The sequence below is a fragment of the Streptomyces scabiei 87.22 genome (assembly GCF_000091305.1).
GTDB classification, from domain to species: domain Bacteria; phylum Actinomycetota; class Actinomycetes; order Streptomycetales; family Streptomycetaceae; genus Streptomyces; species Streptomyces scabiei.
This window is the reverse complement of the sequence record NC_013929.1, coordinates 9,418,338-9,434,034: the sequence shown is the minus strand read 5'-3', so window position 1 is coordinate 9,434,034 and position 15,697 is coordinate 9,418,338. Positions and strand designations below refer to the sequence as shown.

General features: G+C 73.0%; 16 protein-coding genes and 1 riboswitch. Of the genes, 8 read left to right on the top strand and 8 right to left on the bottom strand.

Annotated elements, in window-relative coordinates; translation table 11 throughout:
• Positions 1 to 82 precede the first annotated feature (82 nt).
• Positions 83 to 973 carry a (2Fe-2S)-binding protein gene (locus SCAB_RS40395; RefSeq protein ID WP_013005832.1) on the top strand — a complete coding sequence of 297 codons (891 nt, stop codon included), beginning with the start codon at positions 83 to 85 and terminating at the stop codon, positions 971 to 973.
• Between the two features lie 146 nt (positions 974 to 1,119).
• Positions 1,120 to 3,225 carry a family 43 glycosylhydrolase gene (locus SCAB_RS40390; protein WP_013005831.1) on the top strand — a complete coding sequence of 702 codons (2,106 nt, stop codon included), beginning with the start codon at positions 1,120 to 1,122 and terminating at the stop codon, positions 3,223 to 3,225.
• Positions 3,226 to 3,276: 51 nt separating this feature from the next.
• Here the strand turns inward: SCAB_RS40390 and SCAB_RS40385 are convergent, their stop codons facing one another.
• Complete coding sequence (locus SCAB_RS40385; RefSeq protein ID WP_037728719.1) at positions 3,277 to 3,636, bottom strand: ArsR/SmtB family transcription factor; 360 nt, start codon at positions 3,634 to 3,636, stop codon at positions 3,277 to 3,279.
• Between the two features lie 142 nt (positions 3,637 to 3,778).
• On the opposite strand from SCAB_RS40385, the gene SCAB_RS40380 reads away from it, so the two are divergent.
• The gene (locus SCAB_RS40380) at positions 3,779 to 5,137 is read left to right on the top strand and encodes an MFS transporter (RefSeq protein WP_013005829.1); all 1,359 of its coding nucleotides are present in this window, start codon (positions 3,779 to 3,781) and stop codon (positions 5,135 to 5,137) included.
• A gap of 116 nt (positions 5,138 to 5,253) precedes the next feature.
• Entirely contained in the window at positions 5,254 to 5,748 is a 495-nt protein-coding gene (locus SCAB_RS40375; protein WP_013005828.1) for a MarR family winged helix-turn-helix transcriptional regulator, read from the top strand.
• On the opposite strand, the gene SCAB_RS40370 is transcribed toward SCAB_RS40375, so the two are convergent.
• Both SCAB_RS40370 and nicT read right to left on the bottom strand, forming a co-directional pair.
• Positions 5,705 to 6,823, bottom strand: coding sequence for a substrate-binding domain-containing protein (locus SCAB_RS40370; RefSeq protein WP_013005827.1), 1,119 nt, complete (start codon positions 6,821 to 6,823; stop codon positions 5,705 to 5,707). The two genes, SCAB_RS40375 and SCAB_RS40370, sit on opposite strands and share 44 nt — an antisense overlap.
• Before the next feature lie 144 nt (positions 6,824 to 6,967).
• Complete coding sequence (nicT, locus tag SCAB_RS40365; RefSeq protein ID WP_013005826.1) at positions 6,968 to 8,044, bottom strand: Nickel transporter NicT; 1,077 nt, start codon at positions 8,042 to 8,044, stop codon at positions 6,968 to 6,970.
• Between the two features lie 358 nt (positions 8,045 to 8,402).
• Positions 8,403 to 8,585, top strand: a riboswitch (cobalamin riboswitch).
• Positions 8,586 to 8,615: 30 nt separating this feature from the next.
• Between nicT and SCAB_RS40360 the strand changes: the two genes are divergently transcribed.
• The 4 genes from SCAB_RS40360 to SCAB_RS40345 are packed head-to-tail and all read left to right on the top strand — an operon-like array spanning position 8,616 to position 11,354.
• The gene (locus SCAB_RS40360) at positions 8,616 to 9,329 is read left to right on the top strand and encodes an energy-coupling factor ABC transporter permease (RefSeq protein WP_013005825.1); all 714 of its coding nucleotides are present in this window, start codon (positions 8,616 to 8,618) and stop codon (positions 9,327 to 9,329) included.
• Entirely contained in the window at positions 9,326 to 9,760 is a 435-nt protein-coding gene (locus tag SCAB_RS47910) for an energy-coupling factor ABC transporter substrate-binding protein (protein WP_013005824.1), read from the top strand. The genes SCAB_RS40360 and SCAB_RS47910 overlap by 4 nt, the downstream gene beginning before the upstream one ends.
• A 5-nt stretch (positions 9,761 to 9,765) precedes the next feature.
• Complete coding sequence (gene cbiQ / locus SCAB_RS40350; RefSeq protein WP_013005823.1) at positions 9,766 to 10,515, top strand: cobalt ECF transporter T component CbiQ; 750 nt, start codon at positions 9,766 to 9,768, stop codon at positions 10,513 to 10,515.
• On the top strand, positions 10,512 to 11,354 hold the full coding sequence (locus SCAB_RS40345; RefSeq protein ID WP_013005822.1) for an energy-coupling factor ABC transporter ATP-binding protein: 843 nt from the start codon (positions 10,512 to 10,514) through the stop codon (positions 11,352 to 11,354). Before cbiQ ends, SCAB_RS40345 begins: the two co-directional genes overlap by 4 nt.
• Here SCAB_RS40345 and SCAB_RS40340 read toward each other — a convergent pair.
• The 5 genes from SCAB_RS40340 to SCAB_RS40320 are packed head-to-tail and all read right to left on the bottom strand — an operon-like array spanning position 11,336 to position 15,696.
• Positions 11,336 to 12,214, bottom strand: coding sequence for an amidohydrolase family protein (locus SCAB_RS40340; protein ID WP_013005821.1), 879 nt, complete (start codon positions 12,212 to 12,214; stop codon positions 11,336 to 11,338). The genes SCAB_RS40345 and SCAB_RS40340 overlap by 19 nt on opposite strands.
• Positions 12,211 to 12,522 (bottom strand): L-rhamnose mutarotase, encoded by a 312-nt coding sequence (locus SCAB_RS40335; RefSeq protein ID WP_013005820.1) that lies wholly within the window; start codon positions 12,520 to 12,522, stop codon positions 12,211 to 12,213. The genes SCAB_RS40340 and SCAB_RS40335 overlap by 4 nt, the downstream gene beginning before the upstream one ends.
• Positions 12,519 to 13,535 carry an aldo/keto reductase gene (locus SCAB_RS40330; RefSeq protein WP_013005819.1) on the bottom strand — a complete coding sequence of 339 codons (1,017 nt, stop codon included), beginning with the start codon at positions 13,533 to 13,535 and terminating at the stop codon, positions 12,519 to 12,521. Before SCAB_RS40330 ends, SCAB_RS40335 begins: the two co-directional genes overlap by 4 nt.
• Entirely contained in the window at positions 13,532 to 14,362 is an 831-nt protein-coding gene (locus SCAB_RS40325; RefSeq protein WP_013005818.1) for an SDR family NAD(P)-dependent oxidoreductase, read from the bottom strand. Before SCAB_RS40325 ends, SCAB_RS40330 begins: the two co-directional genes overlap by 4 nt.
• Positions 14,359 to 15,696 (bottom strand): L-fuconate dehydratase, encoded by a 1,338-nt coding sequence (locus SCAB_RS40320; RefSeq protein WP_013005817.1) that lies wholly within the window; start codon positions 15,694 to 15,696, stop codon positions 14,359 to 14,361. The genes SCAB_RS40325 and SCAB_RS40320 overlap by 4 nt, the downstream gene beginning before the upstream one ends.
• Position 15,697: the final 1 nt, after the last annotated feature.

The following is a 15,697-nucleotide window of genomic DNA, read 5'->3' as shown; positions in this document are numbered from 1 at the left end:
TGGTCATCACTGGGCGATCTTGTGGATAAGGTAAGCCTCACCTACCCCGACTGCAAAACCTCTTCACGCTCTGGAGTGACGGATGACCGTGGTTCACCTGGAGGACGCCCGGGCCGACACCGCCACCCACGTCCCGGAACTCCTGGCCGCCGCCTACCGCCGCCTGGACGCGATCTGCGACGCCCTGTCCGTACGCGTGGCCCGGCCCGGCCGGCCGGGCTACCGGCCGGCGCCCTCCTCGGACCGGCGGACGCCCGAAGTCGGCGTGCGCACCATCAACCTGATGGACGGTCAGGACAGCGTGGAAGCCTTCGTCGAGGCGGAGGCCGCCCGCATCCGGGACCGCCACGACCACCGCGCGCCCCGCCATGTCGCCGCTTCCCGCGCCCTGCACGACTACGCCTGGTCAGCCGCCCTGCTGATGAGCGGGGTCTGGTACCTGGAACAGAGGGTGCCCCGCGTCGCCCCCGCCGACCTCCGGATCGACCTCGCGACCGGCGCCTTCGAGATCCGGCCCGGCTCCGGCCTCGTCTGCCTGCCGGACGACCCGGCCGCGGCCCTGCCCGGCGCTCGCGCCGTCGCCCACCAGGAGGCGCTGCGCGCGGAGTTGAGGGCCGCCGTCGCGGACCACATGGCCCCGGTGCTGGAGGCGTTCGGCCCGTTCGTCCGCCGGGGCTCGCGGGCCCTGTGGGGTCTGGTCTCGGACGACCTGGTCTCCGGGCTGTGGTACCTCGGCCGGGCACGCGGCGACGAGGCCGCCGGTGTCCGGGCCGCCTCCACGGTCCTGCCCGGCGCGCACGCCCCCTTCCCCGGTGGCGCAGACTTCCGCCTGCTGCGCACCGGTGACGGCCGCGAACACCCGACCCGCACCCGCCTGGGCTGCTGCCTCTACTACACGATCCGCCCGGCCGAGGCGTGCTCCACCTGCCCGCGCACCTGCGACGCGGAACGGATCCGCCGGCTGGAGGGCTGACGCGCGGGAGCGTACCGCCGCGCCGAAACTTTTCGATGCCGTCCCCGGACCTTGAGCCGATTGACGCCGCCGGACACAGATAGCAACACTCTTCGACGGAGCTTCCGCACAGGAAGTCTCAAAAGGTCGCAGCTCTGGAGGTCGGCTTGCAGGAGTACGCCGGATACGTCTTCGTCTACTTCACCGGCGAGGGCAGACCGGACGGTGAGCGGATCCGGTTCGCGCTCAGCCGGGGGAACGACCCACTGCGCTGGCGCGAGCTGAACGGCGGGGCGCCGGTGCTCACTTCGGACCTCGGCACGGGCGGGCTGCGCGATCCCTTCCTCGTGCGCGCCCCGGAGGGTGACCGCTTCTACCTGATCGCCACCGACCTCAGGATGCACGGGGAGCCGGACGGCGACTGGGACCGGGTGCAGCGCACCGGGAGCACCTCCCTCATGGTCTGGGAGAGCACCGATCTGGTGCACTGGACCGACCGTCGACGGGTGCGCGTCGCCCCGGACACCGCCGGCAACGTCTGGGCGCCCGAGGCCGTTCACGACCCGGAGCGGGGCGAGTTCGTCGTCTTCTGGGCGTCGAGGCTGTACGCGCCGGACGACCCGGACCACAGCGCCGACACCCACAACCGGATGCTGTACGCGACCACCCGCGACTTCCGTGTCTTCAGCGAACCCCGGCTGTGGAACGACCCCGGCCACTCGGTGATCGACTCGACCGTCGTCCGCCACGACGGCACCTACTACCGCTTCACCAAGGACGAGCGCGGCAACTCCCCCGCCGCGCCCGGCGGCAAGTTCATCACCGTGGAGAAGTCGAAGGAGCTGCGCGCCACCTCGTACGACTTCGTGGCCGACCGGATCGGGCACGGGACGGTCGAGCAGGGCGAGGGACCGATCGTCTTCCGCTCCAACACGGACGACCGCAGGTGGTACCTGTTCGTCGACGAGTTCAGCGGGCGCGGCTACGTGCCCTTCGAGACCACCGATCCGGGCTCCGGGGAGTGGACACCCTGCACGGAGTTCGCGTTGCCGCCCGGCGCACGGCACGGCTCGGTACTGCCGGTGACGCGGGCCGAGTACGAACGCCTCCTCGCCGGGTACGCCCCGGCGGCGTCCGTCGTCGACGCCGACGTACCGGAGGGTCTGAAGGCGTACGCGCTCGTCGACCATGCCCGCTCCAGGGTCGTCCTGCCCCTGCATCCGGGGGCCGGACTCGACGCTCTCGCGCCGGAGTTCAGCCTGTCCGCGGGCTCCCGGATCGATCCGCCGCCCGGCACCCCGCGCGACTTCCGTACCCCGCGGGAGTACACCGTCACCGCGGCCGACGGTACCGCGCGCATCTGGACGGTCGAGGCGGTGCCGATGCGCAGCCCCTTGCTGCCGGGCCTGTACGCCGACCCCAACATCCAGGAATTCCACGGCCGTTACTACGTCTATCCGACGACGGACGGCTTCGAGGGCTGGGGCGGCACCCGCTTCGAGGTGTTCTCCTCCGACGACCTGGTCACCTGGGAGAACCACGGCGTCGTCCTCGATCTGGAGTCGGACGTGAGCTGGGCGGACCGCCACGCCTGGGCGCCGGCCGCCGGGGAGCGCGACGGGTCGTACTACTTCTACTTCTGCGCCGACCAGCAGATCGGTGTGGCCGTCGCCGACAGCCCGACCGGCCCCTTCCGGGACGCCCTGGACCGGCCGCTCGTCGGGCGCGACGACTACGCGGGCCAGATGATCGACCCGGCCGTCTTCCGGGACGACGACGGCACGTCGTATCTCTACTGGGGCAACTGCGAGGCGTACGGCGTCCCGTTGAACGAGGACATGGTGTCCTTCGACCCGGCGCGGGTCCGGCGGTTCACCCCGGAGAGCTTCCGCGAGGGCGCCTTCGTCGTCAAGCGGCGGGGCGTCTACTACTTCATGTGGTCGGAGGACGACACCCGCAGCGAGGACTACCACGTCGCCTACGCCACCGGCCCCACTCCGCTCGGCCCGTGGACCGAGCGCGGCGTGATCCTGCGCAAGCGCCCGGAGTACGGGATCCTCGCCACCGGCCACCACACGGTCGTGAACGTCCCCGGCACCGACGACTGGTTCATCTGCTACCACCGGTTCGCGGTCCCGGGCCCCGGCACCCCGCGCGGTGACGGCGTGCGCCGGGAGTCCACCCTGGACCGGCTGGTGTTCGCGGCGGACGGCTCGATCGAGGAGGTCGTGCCGACGCTGGAGTCCATCGTGCCGGTGGCCGGCCCGAGGTGATCCGGGCGGCGGCCGGGACCACGATCCGGTGGCCCGGTCGGCGCCCCGTGGTCAGTCGTGCGGCGCCTGTCCGCTGACCCGGTGGTCCGCGTGGCTGAGGGCCTCCACCACCAGGCGCCTGAGATGGCCGTCGGCAAGGCTGTAGTAGATGTGACGCCCCGCGCGGCGGGTGTCCACCAGCCCGGCGAGCCGGAGCTTCGCCAGATGCTGGCTGACCGCCGTCCGGGAGGCCTCGCAGCGGTCGGCCAGGGAGCCCACGTCCGACTCGCCCTGGGCGAGCAGCCACAGCAGATGGAGCCGGGTGGCGTCGGAGAGCATCGCGAACACGCCCGTCGCCTCGGCGAGCCGCGCGCCGTCGGGGGCCCGCAGATGCGCACCGGACGCAGATGACACGGCGTGGCGTTCTGGCATGGGCCCAGCGTAGGCGTTCCTCGTACGACTCGGGGGGCCACCTGCGGGAGCAATCCTCATGTGCGCACGTGCGCACATGAGGGCTACACTCGTGCGTACCGACACCCGACCGCTCGACGTCCCGCCGAGGGGAGCCGTCCGTATGCTCGCCGTTCTGCGTCATCGCGCCTACCGGCGGCTGTTCGCCGCCCAGGTCGTCGCTCTCGTGGGCACGGGGCTCGCGACGGTCGCCCTCGGACTGCTGGCCTACGATCTCGCGGGCACCGACGCCGGTTCCGTCCTCGGGACGGCCCTGGCGATCAAGATGGTGGCGTACGTGGTGATCGCCCCGGCCGTCGGCGCGGTCGCCGACCGGCTGCCGCGCCGCGCGCTCATGGTGACGGCCGATCTGGTGCGCGCCGCGATCGCCGTGTCCCTGCCGTTCGTCGGCGAGGTCTGGCAGGTGTACGTGCTGGTGTTCCTGCTGCAGTCCGCCTCGGCCGCGTTCACGCCCACGTTCCAGGCCGTCATCCCCGACGTGCTGCCGGAGGAGCGGGACTACACGCGGGCTCTGTCGATGTCCCGGCTCGCGTACGACCTGGAGAGCCTCTTCTCCCCCGTCCTCGCGGCAGCCCTGCTGTCCGTCGTCACCTACGACCGGCTGTTCACCGGCACCGTTCTCGGCTTCCTCGCCTCGGCCGCGCTGGTGCTCTCGACAGCGCTGCCCGAACGGCCCGCCCCCGGCCACCCCCGCGCGGACGGCGTGTACGCCAGGGCCACCGCCGGCACCCGCCTCTTCCTCGGTGTCCCCGCGCTGCGGGCCCTGCTCGCGCTGAACCTCGCCGTCGCGGCGGCCGGTGCGATGGTGACGGTCAACTCGGTGGTCTACGTCCGCGAGGTGCTGGGCCTGTCGGCGGGCTCCGTCGCGGTGGCGCTCGGGGCGTACGGTGCCGGGTCGATGGCCGTGGCCCTGGTGCTGCCGCGTGTCCTGGACAGGGTTCCCGACCGGGCGGTGATGCTGCCGGGCGCGCTGTCCCTGGCCGTCGTCTTCGCCGGACTCGGCGTCGTCACGGCCGCCCGGGACGGGATGTGGCGGCTGCCCGCCCTGCTGCTCCTGTGGGCCGCGTTCGGCGCCGCGTCCTCGGCGGTGCTCACCCCGGCCGGGCGGCTGGTACGACGCGCGGTGGCGCCCGGGGACCGTACGGCCGCGTTCGCCGCGCAGTTCTCCCTCTCGCACGGCTGCTGGCTGCTGACGTACCCGCTGGCCGGATGGCTGGGAGCGGCGGGGCTCGGCCGGGCGGTGTTCGCCCTGGGGGCGATCGCCCTGGCGGCGGCCGTGCTGGCCGTCCGCCTGTGGCCGTCGGCGCGGTCGACGGCCGGCCTGCCCGCGGCTCCCGCGCCGGCGGACCATGTCCACGCGGATCTCCCTCTCGGCCATCCCCACCTGGCGGGTGCCCTGCGCGTGCCGACGGGCTGGCGGCACAGCCACGGACACCTCGCCGACGGACTGCACGCCCGGTAGCGCGGCGGCCGGGGACGGCGACGATCGCCACGACCTGCCCGCGAGCGGTGGGGTGCCCGGCGGTAGGCTCCGGCAGTGCCGTCGCGGGGGCGTCGGCAGGCGAGTCGAGGAGTGCCATGGCGAGGCGGCCCGAGGAACTGCTCCACCTGCTGAGCCGGGCGGAGCGCCTGTCCGTACGCCGAGTCCAGTCCGTGCTCGACGGGTACGGCTGTTCGGTGGAGGCGTGGCGCGTCCTCGACCTGCTCTCCGACGGGCACGGTCACCACATGACGGCCCTCGCCGAGCACGCCTTCCTGGCGGCGCCGAGCCTGACCAAGCTGATCGACCAACTCGTCGACCAGAACCTGGTGTTCCGCCGCGTCGACCCCGTCGACCGGCGCCGCGTCCTCGCCCATCTCACGGAGCGCGGCCGGCAGCGGTGGCAGCTGCTCGCCCATGAGGTGCGCGCCGGCTGGACCGGGACGGAACCGCCGCTCGACGACGAGGACGACAGACAGCTCGGAATGCTGCTGGACCGGCTGGCCCGCGCCCTGGAGGAGGGCGGGGGCGCCGAGGGCCGGGGCGGGATCAGCGCAGGTCGTGCGGAGCGCGCAGCCGGGCGAGGACGGTGAAGTCGTACGCGTCCGCCCGCGCGAGGTAGATGCGCTGGCGGACGTGGCGTCCGTCCAGGCCCAGCAGTCCGCGCGGTCCCTCGTACGTGACCGTGTGGGCGACCGCTCCGATCGCCGCCACGTCCGTGGCGCCCGCCCGTGCGGCCAGCGCGGCCAGCAACAGGACACCCTCGTAGCAGGACTCGCCGAAACTGCCCGGGACCGGTGCCTCCAGGCCGAAGCGGGCGGTGTACTGCCCGAGGAAGTCCAGGGTGTTCCGGTCGGCGAGCGAGGCGAAGTGACCGGCGGCGCTGTACAGGTCGAAGGTGTCCTCGGGGCCGCCGCCCAGCAGCATGTTCTCGTCCATCAGCGTGCTCAGCCGCAGGCACCGCCGGTCCAGCCCGGCCGCGGCGAAGGCCCGGTTGAAACGGACCGCGTCGCTGCCGACCAGGAGCATCAGGACCCCGTCGGCGTCGGCCCGCTCGATACGGCGCAGCACGCCCTCGAAGTCCCCGGTGCCCAGCGGCAGATACGCCTCACCGCCGACCCGGCCCCGGCACGCGCGGGCGTAGCGCCGGGCCGCCCGCGCGGTGCGGCGGGGCCAGACATAGTCGTTGCCGACGACGAACCAGCGGCGGATCCCGCGTGCCCCGGCGAGCAGCCGCATCGCGGGCAGCAGTTGCCAGGACGGCGTCTCGCTCGTCATGTAGACGCCCTCGGTGCGTTCCCCGCCCTCGTACAGGGCCGTGTAGACGTAGGGCACCCGGTGGGCGATCCGCGGGGCCACCGCCTGCCGTACGGAGGAGATGTGCCAGCCGGTGACGCCCTGCACCACGCCCGCGGCGACCAGGGCCTCGACCTCCTCGGCGACCCGCCGGGGCTCGGCTCCGCCGTCGACCTCGACCAGCCGCAGCTCCCTGCCCAGCACTCCCCCGGCCTTGTTGACCTCCTCGGCGGCCAGCCGCGCGCACGCCCCGCAGGCGGGGCCGAAGATGCCGGCGGGGCCGCGCATCGGGTAGACGAGCGCGACGTTGAAGGCCGAGGCGTCGGCCCTGTACCACGGTGGGGTGCGGAGACGCGGGGGTGGCCCGTTCATGGGCTCATGATGGCGTGACCGTCATCGGCAACCCAGGTGCTGCCCACGGATCGAGACCGATACGGGTCGCACGGGCACCGCCCCGGGCCGCCGGGCGTGATCGGGTCATGGGGCGGGCGCGTCGGGAGCCGATGTGCGGTCGAGTCATGAGGCCGGCGCGTCGGGAGCCGGTGTGCGGCCCGTCGCCCACTTCTCCTCGATCCGTGCGAACCGCCACACCGACAGGGCGACCGCCCAGGTGACGAGGAACAGGCCGACGACGACGTAGCCGACCGCGTTGAGGTCGAGGCCGGCGATCCCGTCCCAGAACGGGCCGTGCAGACCCGCCTTGTCGGCGACGAGCCCGAGCAGTTCGACGGTGCCGATGACGAGGGCCACGGCGACCGAGAGACCGGTGACGGTGAGGTTGTAGTAGACCTTCCGTACCGGCTGGGAGAACGCCCAGCCGTAGGCGAAGTTCATGAACGTGCCGTCGATCGTGTCGAGGAGCGACATGCCGGCCGCGAACAGGACGGGCAGGCACAGGATCGCGTACCAGGGCAGCCCGGAGGCGGCGCCCGAGCCGGCCAGCACCAGGAGCGCGACCTCGGTCGCCGTGTCGAAGCCCAGGCCGAAGAGGAAACCCAGCGGGTACATCTGCCAGGGGCTGGTGATCGACTTCATCAGGCGCCCCAGGAGGCGGTTCATGAAACCCCGGCTGTTCAGCCGCTCCTCCAGTGCCGCCTCGTCGAAGGAGCCCGAGCGCATCTGCCGGAACACCTTCCAGATGCCCACCAGGACCACCAGGTTGACGACCGCGATGACGTACAGGAACGTCCCCGACACGGTGGTGCCGATCCAGCCGGCGACGTCGTGCAGCCCGGAGCCGTCGTCGCGCACGGGGTCCGCGAGTGCCTTGACTCCGACGGTGAGCAGGAAGGTGAGGGCGAGGACGACGGAGGAGTGCCCGAGGGAGAACCAGAAGCCGACCGACAGCGGGCGCTGCCCCTCCCCCATCAGCTTGCGGGTGGTGTTGTCGATGGCGGCGATGTGGTCGGCGTCGAAGGCGTGGCGCATGCCCAGGGTGTAGGCGGTGACGCCCATGCCGATGCCGAACGCCTTTCCGCCGACGCTGTAGTGCTCGGGAGCGACGAGCACGACCAGCGTAAACCAGCCGATGACGTGCAGCGCCAGGACGAAGCCCGCCATCCCGCCGAGGTTCGCCCACTCCCGGCGCGTCATCGCGGCACGTATGCGGCGCCGGGAGAGAGCGCCCCGGTCGGTCGTGACCGGAGGGACGGCGTCGGTGGGGGGAGCCATGGGGCGTGGGCCTTCTCTCGGGGGCGGCCCGGTGCCGCGCCGGTGGTGTCGAGCCCCCTCAGACTCATGCGACAGGCTGTTAGCTGCAAGCAGGTTGCAGTAAAGCTCGTGTCAGGTTTCGGTCAGGTCTGGAGGACCACCGACCCGGCGTCGGGCAAGGACGACGGGGCGAGATGGCTCGTGTGCGGTGTGGGGCCGGTGGGGCGTGCGCGGGGGTGTGAGCTGTTGCACGGCGCCCGCGCGCCCCCCGTCTCCGCTTGTCAGCGCCCTTATCTGGGCACTACTGTCACCACGCCTTGGTGAACGGGAAATCCGGTGTGATGCCGGTGCGGCCCTCGCCACTGTGATCGGGAAGTCCGGCTCCAGTCCTCACGGACAGCCACTGGGTCTTGTGACCCGGGAAGGCGGAGCACGGGCGGTGGTACCCGTCAGCCAGGAGACCGGCCAAGGCGCGTCAACCATCCACGAGGTGCTGGAGAGGGTCTGCTGAGCCATGCACATAGCCGAGGGTTTCCTTCCTCCGGCGCACGCGATCGCCTGGGGTGTCGCGTCCGCGCCGTTCGTCGTCCACGGAGTCCGGGCTCTCTCCCGTGAGGTCAGGGAGCATCCCGAGAGCACCCTGCTGCTCGGCGCCTCCGGTGCCTTCACCTTCGTCCTGTCCGCGCTGAAACTGCCGTCGGTCACCGGAAGTTGCTCCCACCCCACCGGCACCGGACTGGGCGCCATCCTGTTCCGGCCGCCGATCATGGCCGTGCTGGGCACCATCACCCTGCTCTTCCAGGCGCTGCTGCTCGCGCACGGCGGCCTGACCACGCTCGGCGCCAACGTCTTCTCGATGGCGATCGCCGGCCCCTGGGCGGGCTACGCCGTCTACCGGCTGCTGCGGCGGTTCGACGTGCCGCTGATGGTCACGGTGTTCTTCGGCGCGTTCGTCGCCGACCTGGTGACGTACTGCGTCACCAGCGTGCAGCTGGCGCTCGCCTTCCCGGACCCGAGCAGCGGTTTCCTGGGCGCGCTCGGCAAGTTCGGTTCCATCTTCGCCGTCACGCAGATCCCGCTCGCGGTCAGCGAGGGTCTTCTCACCGTGCTGGTGATGCGCCTGCTGGTGCAGTCGAGCAAGGGCGAACTGACCCGGCTCGGCGTGCTCCTGACGGGCGGCCGGGACAGTGCCGGGAGCGAGACCGAGACGAAGGCGGTGGCCCGGTGAACCGGAACACGAAGATCAACCTCCTGCTGCTGCTCGTCGTGGCCGCGCTCGCCGTCCTGCCGCTGGCCCTCGGCCTCGGCGACCACAAGAAGGAGCCCTTCACGGGCGCCGACGGCGAGGCGGAGACCGCGATCACGGAGATCGAGCCGGACTACCGGCCCTGGTTCTCCCCGCTGTACGAGCCACCGTCCGGTGAGATCGAGTCCGCTCTCTTCTCCCTGCAGGCCGCGCTCGGCGCGGGCGTCCTCGCCTACTACTTCGGTCTCCACCGGGGCCGGCGGCAGGGCGAGGCACGGGCCCGGGCGCAGCTGGACGGGGCGGACACCGGCCCGGTTGCGGCGCCGGGGGCGGGGACTGGGGCGGAGGCGACCGGCGAGGAGCGCGCGGCCGGCGGTCCGGCCGGGGGGAACACCCCCATCGGGCGGGTCTGACCCTCGTGCTGCCGATCGACGCGGCGGCGCACAGCAGCCGCTGGCGCCACCGCCATCCCGTGGACAAGGCCGTGCTCGGGCTCGGCCTCACCGTGCTCGCGATCTCCCTGCCGCCCTGGCCCGGCGCGGCCCTGGTGCTGTCGGCCGCGCTCGTCGTGCTGCTGGGCCCGGCGGGCGTACCCGGCCGCCGGCTGTGGCGTGCCTACCGGGTGCCGCTGGGCTTCTGCGTGACCGGCGCGCTGCCGCTGCTCGTCCAGGTCGGCGGGCCCGAGGGGTTCGTCACCCTGGCCGACGGCGGTCCGGTCCGCGCCGGGGAACTCCTGCTGCGCACCTCGGCCGCCTCCCTCGGCGTACTGCTGTTCGCCTTCACCACGCCCATGTCGGACCTGCTGCCGCGGCTGGTGAGGGCGGGAGTGCCCGCGCCGGTGGTGGACGTCGCGCTGGTCACGTACCGGATGAGCTTCCTCCTGCTGGACTCCGTGCGCCGGATCCGGGAGGCGCAGGCGGCCCGGCTCGGGCACACCACACGGGCCGCGACCTGGCGTTCGCTCGCCGGTCTCGGCGCCACCGCGTTCGTGCGCGCCTTCGACCGGGCGGCCCGGCTGCAGACCGGCCTCGCCGGGCGCGGATACGACGGCACTCTGCGCGTCCTGGTGCCCGAGGCCCGGATCTCCGCCCGCTTCATCGGCGCCGGCGTCGCGCTGCTCGCCGCCCTCGCCGTCCTCACCTTCGTCCTGGAAAGGCCGCTGACATGAACGACCCCGTGCTGGTCACCCTGCGGGGCGCCTCCTTCGCCTACGAGGACGGCCCGGTCGTGCTCGACGGCCTCGACTTCGAGGTGTGCGAGGGGCGCGCGCTCGCCCTGCTGGGCCGCAACGGCAGCGGCAAGACGACACTGATGCGGCTGCTCAGCGGTGGACTGCGGCCCCGCACCGGCGAACTCGCGGTCGAGGGGCGGCCGGTGACGTACGACCGCAAAGGGCTGACCCGGCTGCGGACGACGGTCCAGCTGGTCGTCCAGGACCCGGACGACCAGCTGTTCGCGGCGTCCGTCGCGCAGGACGTCTCGTTCGGCCCGCTGAACCTCGGGCTGTCCGACACCGAGGTGCGGGCCCGGGTGGACGAGGCGCTCGGCGCGCTCGGCATCGGCGCGCTGGCCGACCGGCCCACGCATCTGCTCTCCTACGGCCAGCGCAAACGGACCGCCATCGCGGGCGCGGTCGCCATGCGGCCCCGGGTCCTGATCCTCGACGAGCCGACGGCCGGACTCGACCCCGACGGGCAGGAACGCCTGCTCGCCACCCTGGACGGACTGCGCCGGTCCGGCACCACCGTGGTCATGGCCACGCATGACGTCGACCTCGCCCTGCGCTGGGCCGACGACGCGGCCCTGCTCACCCCGTCCGGGGCGCGTACGGGCCCGGTGGCCGAGATGCTGGCCCGCACGGACCTCCTCCGGCAGGCCGGGCTGCGGCTGCCCTGGGGCATCGCCGTCGCCGGACTGCTGCGCGAGCAGGGCCTGCTGGCCGACGACGCGGCCGGACCGCGCACCCCCGAAGGGCTGGCGGCCCTGGCTCAGGTCCGCAGGCCGTAGACGCGGACGGCGGTGCCCGCGAAGACCTCCCGGTGTTCCGCCGGGCCGAGTCCGGACAGCAACTCCTCGGCCGTGGCGAGGACTTCGCGGTAGTCCGAGGCCAGCCGGCAGACGGGCCAGTCGGAGCCGAACATCAGCCGCTGCGGGCCGAAGGCGTCGAGCAGGGTGTCGGCGTACGGGCGGAGCCCGGCGACGGACCAGTTGCTCCAGTCCGCCTCCGTGACCAGGCCGGAGAGTTTGCAGACGGTGTTGGGGAGGGCGGCCAGGCGTCGTATCTCCCCCGCCCACGGCCGCAGTTCACCGGAGGCGACGGGCGGCTTCGCCGCGTGGTCCAGGACGAAGGTGAGGTGCGGGAGGCGGGCCGCCGCCTCCACCGCGGCCGGCAGCTGGTGGGGCCTGACCAGGAGGTCGTAGACCAGTCCCGCGTCCGCGACGGCGGCCAGGCCCCGCAGCACGTCCGGGCGTACCAGCCAGCGGGGATCGGGTTCGCCCTGCACCTGGTGGCGGATGCCCACGAGGTGCTCCCCGCCCGGCCGTTCACGCAGCCCGGCGAGGGCGGCGCCGGCCTCGGCGGAGGTGAGGTCGGTCCAGCCGACGACCCCGGCCACCAGGTCGCTGCCCGCGGCCAGTGCCAGGAACTCGGGGGTCTCCTCCGGCACGGTCACCGTCTGCACCAGCACGGTGGCGGTGACCCCGGCCGCGCGCGCCTGCGGTTCCAGGTCACGGAGGGTGAAGTCGCGGCGCAGCGGCGCGAGTTCGGGTCCGGTGATCCAGTCCTGGTCGCGGACGGAGAGGTCCCACACATGGTGGTGGGCGTCGACGATCCCGGTGGGCGGGGCGGGTGTGCCGGCCGGTGTCACAGCTCCCACACCACGGGCAGTCCCGCACCGGATCCCTCCGCCGAGTAGTCGTGGACGACGTCGAGGAGGTCCGCCATACGGGCCTGCCAGGCGATGTTGACCGGGAGCCGCTCCAGCTCGGCGATCATCGCCGCGTAGTCCTCGACCTCCAACAGGTGGAAGAGGTCACTACCGCTGCGCCAGATCGTCCACTCGCTCACCCCGGCGACGCGGATCGCGGTGGTCAGCTCCTCGGGGACCTCGCGGTGGGCCGCCTCGTACTCCTCGACGCGGTCGGCGCGGACCTTGGTGTGCAGGGCGACCCTCACGACGGCTCCTTCTCCTCGGCAGGCGTTTCGGCGGGTACGGGGGCGTCCGGGGCGATGAGGCGGGCCGCGCGCAGTTCGTCCCAGAGGGCGTCCGGCACGGGGTGCCGGCACTGCCGTACGGTGTCGCGGACCTCGTCGGAGGAGCGGGCGCCGGTGAGGACGCCGGCGACCGCCGGGTGGCCGAGGGGGAAGCGGAGGGCGGCGGCCCGCAGCGGCACGCCGTGGCGTTCGGTGACCTCCTTCAGGCGCAGGGCCCGCTGGAGCACACTCTCCGGGGCGGGGGCGTAGTCGTAGGTGGCGCCCGGCCTCGGGTCGGTGAGCAGGCCGGAGTTGAAGACGCCTCCGACGAGGACGCTCCGGCCTCGGGCGGCGGCCTCGGGGAGCAGTTCGGTGAGGCCCTCCTGTTCCAGAAGGGTGTAGCGGCCGGCGAGGAGGACGACATCGATGTCGGTCTCGCGGAGGAAGCGGGCCGGAAGGGCGGTCTGGTTCATGCCGACGCCGATCGCTCCGACGACACCTTCGCCGCGCAGTTGTTCGAGGGCCGGGTAGGCCTCGTCGAGAGCCTGGTCGGCGTGGTCGTCGGGGTCGTGGAGGAGGACGACGTCCACCCGGTCGAGGCCGAGGCGCTCCAGACTGGCTTCGAGGGAGCGGCGGACACCGTCGGCGCTGAAGTCCCAGACACGGCGCAGGGTCGCGGGGACGGCGAAGCCGTGGGCCAGGTCGTCGGCCGGGCCGCCGTCCTCGGCGGGCACCAGCAGACGTCCGACCTTGGTGGAGACGGTGTAGCCGTCCCGGGGGCGCTCGCGCAGGGCGGCGCCCAGGCGCCGTTCGGAGAGGCCGAGGCCGTAGTGGGGTGCCGTGTCGAAGGTGCGGATCCCGGCGTCCCAGGCGGCGTCGACCGCGGCGGCGGCCTCCTCGTCGGTGACGGGCCGGAAGAGGTTGCCGATGCCGGCGGCGCCGTACGCCAGCTCGGTGACACGGACGGCGGTGCGGCCGAGGGCGCGGGTTCTCATGAGCCCACCGGGCGCAGCCGCAGACCCTGCATGCCGCCGTCGACGGCCAGGGCGGTGCCGGTGACGGAGGCCGCGGCGGGGCTCGCCAGGTAGACGATGGCCGCGGCGACCTCGTCGGCGGTGACCAGACGGCCCAGGGGCTGGCGTGCGTTGAGGGCGGCGCGCTCGGCCTCGGGGTCGTCGGCGGCGTCGAGGAGGCGGCCGACCCAGGGGGTGTCGGCGGTACCGGGGTTGACGCAGTTGACGCGGATGCCCTCGCGGACGTGGTCGGCGGCCATGGCTAGGGTGAGGGAGAGCACGGCTCCCTTGCTCGCGCAGTAGAGGGCGCGTTGCGGCAGGCCGGCGGTGGCGCCGATGGAGCAGGTGTTGACGATGGCCGCGTGGGACGATTCCCGCAGGTGGGGCAGGGCGGCGCGGCTGGTGCGGACGATACCGAGGACGTTGACGTCCAGGACGCGGTGCCACTGTTCGTCGGGGTTGTCCTCGATGGTGCCGATGGCGCCGATGCCCGCGTTGTTGACGAGGACGTCGAGACCGCCGAGCCGCCGGACGGCGTCGGCGACGGCGACCCGTACGGAGGTGTCGTCGGTGACGTCGGCCTTCAGTCCGAGCAGGGGGGCCGGTGCCCCGGCGGGGTCGAGGTCGAACACGGCGACGGCGGCGCCCCGGGCGGCCAGCAGCCGGGCGGTGGCGAGCCCGATGCCGGACGCGCCTCCGGTGACGATCGCCCTGAGTCCCGCCAGTTCCCCTCTCGGCCCGGTGGGTCCGGCCGTCGGTCCGGTCGGTGCGTCCGTCTGCCCGGTCGGTGCGTCCGTCTGCCCGGTCATGCGACTTCCTCTCGTCCGGCGAGGTCGGCGGCCCAGAACGTGCCGTCGGGGTAACGGTATTGGGCGATCGACGCGGGATGCATGGTGGCGGAGAATCCGGGGGTCAGGGGGGCGACGTAGTGGCCCTCGCGCATCACCACGGGTGCGGTGAAGTGCTCGTGGAGGTGGTCGACGTACTCGATGACCCGGTCGTCGGTGGTGCCGGACAGGGCCAGGTAGTCGAACATCGACAGGTGCTGGACCAGTTCGCACAGGCCCACGCCCCCGGCGTGCGGGCAGACGGGGACGCCGAACTTCGCGGCGAGCAGCAGGATCGCCAGGTTCTCGTTGACGCCGCCGACGCGGGCCGCGTCGATCTGGAGGACGTCGAGGGCGCCGGCCTGGAGGAGCTGCTTGAAGACGATGCGGTTCTGGACGTGTTCGCCGGTCGCGACCTTCACGGGGGCGACCCCCCGGCGGACGGCGGCGTGACCGAGGATGTCGTCGGGGCTGGTGGGTTCCTCGATCCAGTACGGGTCGAACTCGGCGAGCGCCCGGGTCCACTCGACGGCCTCGCCGATGTTCCACCGCTGGTTGGCGTCGATGGCGATGCGTACGCCGTCGCCGACGGCGGCGCGGGCGGTGCGCATCCGGCGGACGTCGTCGTCGAGGTCGGCGCCGACCTTCAGCTTGATCTGGGTGAAGCCGTCGGCGACGGCCTGCTCGGCCAGCCGGGTCAGCTTCTCGTCGGAGTAGCCGAGCCAGCCCGGGGAGGTGGTGTAGCCGGGGTAGCCGCGCTCCAGCAGCCGGCTCTCGCGCTCGGCGAGCCCCGTACGGCCCCGCCGGAGCATGTCCACGGCCTCCTCGGGGGTGAGGGCGTCGGCGATGTAGCGGAAGTCGATCTGGGCGACCAGCCACTCGGGCTCGGCGTGGGCGAGCAGCTGCCACAGGGGCCGGCCGGCGCGCTTGGCGGCCAGGTCCCACACCGCGTTGACGACGGCACCGACGGCCATGTGCATCACGCCCTTCTCGGGGCCGAGCCAGCGCAGCTGACTGTCGCCGATCAGGTCGCGGTTGACCGAGCCTGGGTCGGCGCACAGCTCCTCGACCGAGCGGCCGACGACATGGGCCCGCAGGGCCCCGATGGCGGCGACCTGGACGTCGTTGCCGCGCCCGATGGTGAAGGTGAAGCCGTGCCCTTCGAGGCCGTCCCCGGCGTCCGTGCGCAGGACGACGTAGGCGGCGGAGTAGTCGGGGTCCGGGTTCATGGCATCGGAGCCGTCCAGTTCCCGCGAGGTGGGGAACCGGATGTCGTAGGTGTCGACCGCGGTGATCCGGGCGGGGGTTGCAGTCACG

Bases quoted from the DNA above. Each gene is read 5' to 3' on its own strand.
- SCAB_RS40395 (WP_013005832.1), top strand. From the start codon at position 83: ATGACCGTGGTTCACCTGGAGGACGCCCGGGCCGACACCGCCACCCAC.
- SCAB_RS40385 (WP_037728719.1), bottom strand. From the start codon at position 3,636: ATGCCAGAACGCCACGCCGTGTCATCTGCGTCCGGTGCGCATCTGCGG.
- SCAB_RS40380 (WP_013005829.1), top strand. From the start codon at position 3,779: ATGCTCGCCGTTCTGCGTCATCGCGCCTACCGGCGGCTGTTCGCCGCC.
- SCAB_RS40375 (WP_013005828.1), top strand. From the start codon at position 5,254: ATGGCGAGGCGGCCCGAGGAACTGCTCCACCTGCTGAGCCGGGCGGAG.
- SCAB_RS40370 (WP_013005827.1), bottom strand. From the start codon at position 6,823: ATGAACGGGCCACCCCCGCGTCTCCGCACCCCACCGTGGTACAGGGCC.
- nicT (WP_013005826.1), bottom strand. From the start codon at position 8,044: ATGACGCGCCGGGAGTGGGCGAACCTCGGCGGGATGGCGGGCTTCGTC.
- SCAB_RS40360 (WP_013005825.1), top strand. From the start codon at position 8,616: ATGCACATAGCCGAGGGTTTCCTTCCTCCGGCGCACGCGATCGCCTGG.
- SCAB_RS40345 (WP_013005822.1), top strand. From the start codon at position 10,512: ATGAACGACCCCGTGCTGGTCACCCTGCGGGGCGCCTCCTTCGCCTAC.
- SCAB_RS40330 (WP_013005819.1), bottom strand. From the start codon at position 13,535: ATGAGAACCCGCGCCCTCGGCCGCACCGCCGTCCGTGTCACCGAGCTG.
- SCAB_RS40325 (WP_013005818.1), bottom strand. From the start codon at position 14,362: ATGACCGGGCAGACGGACGCACCGACCGGGCAGACGGACGCACCGACC.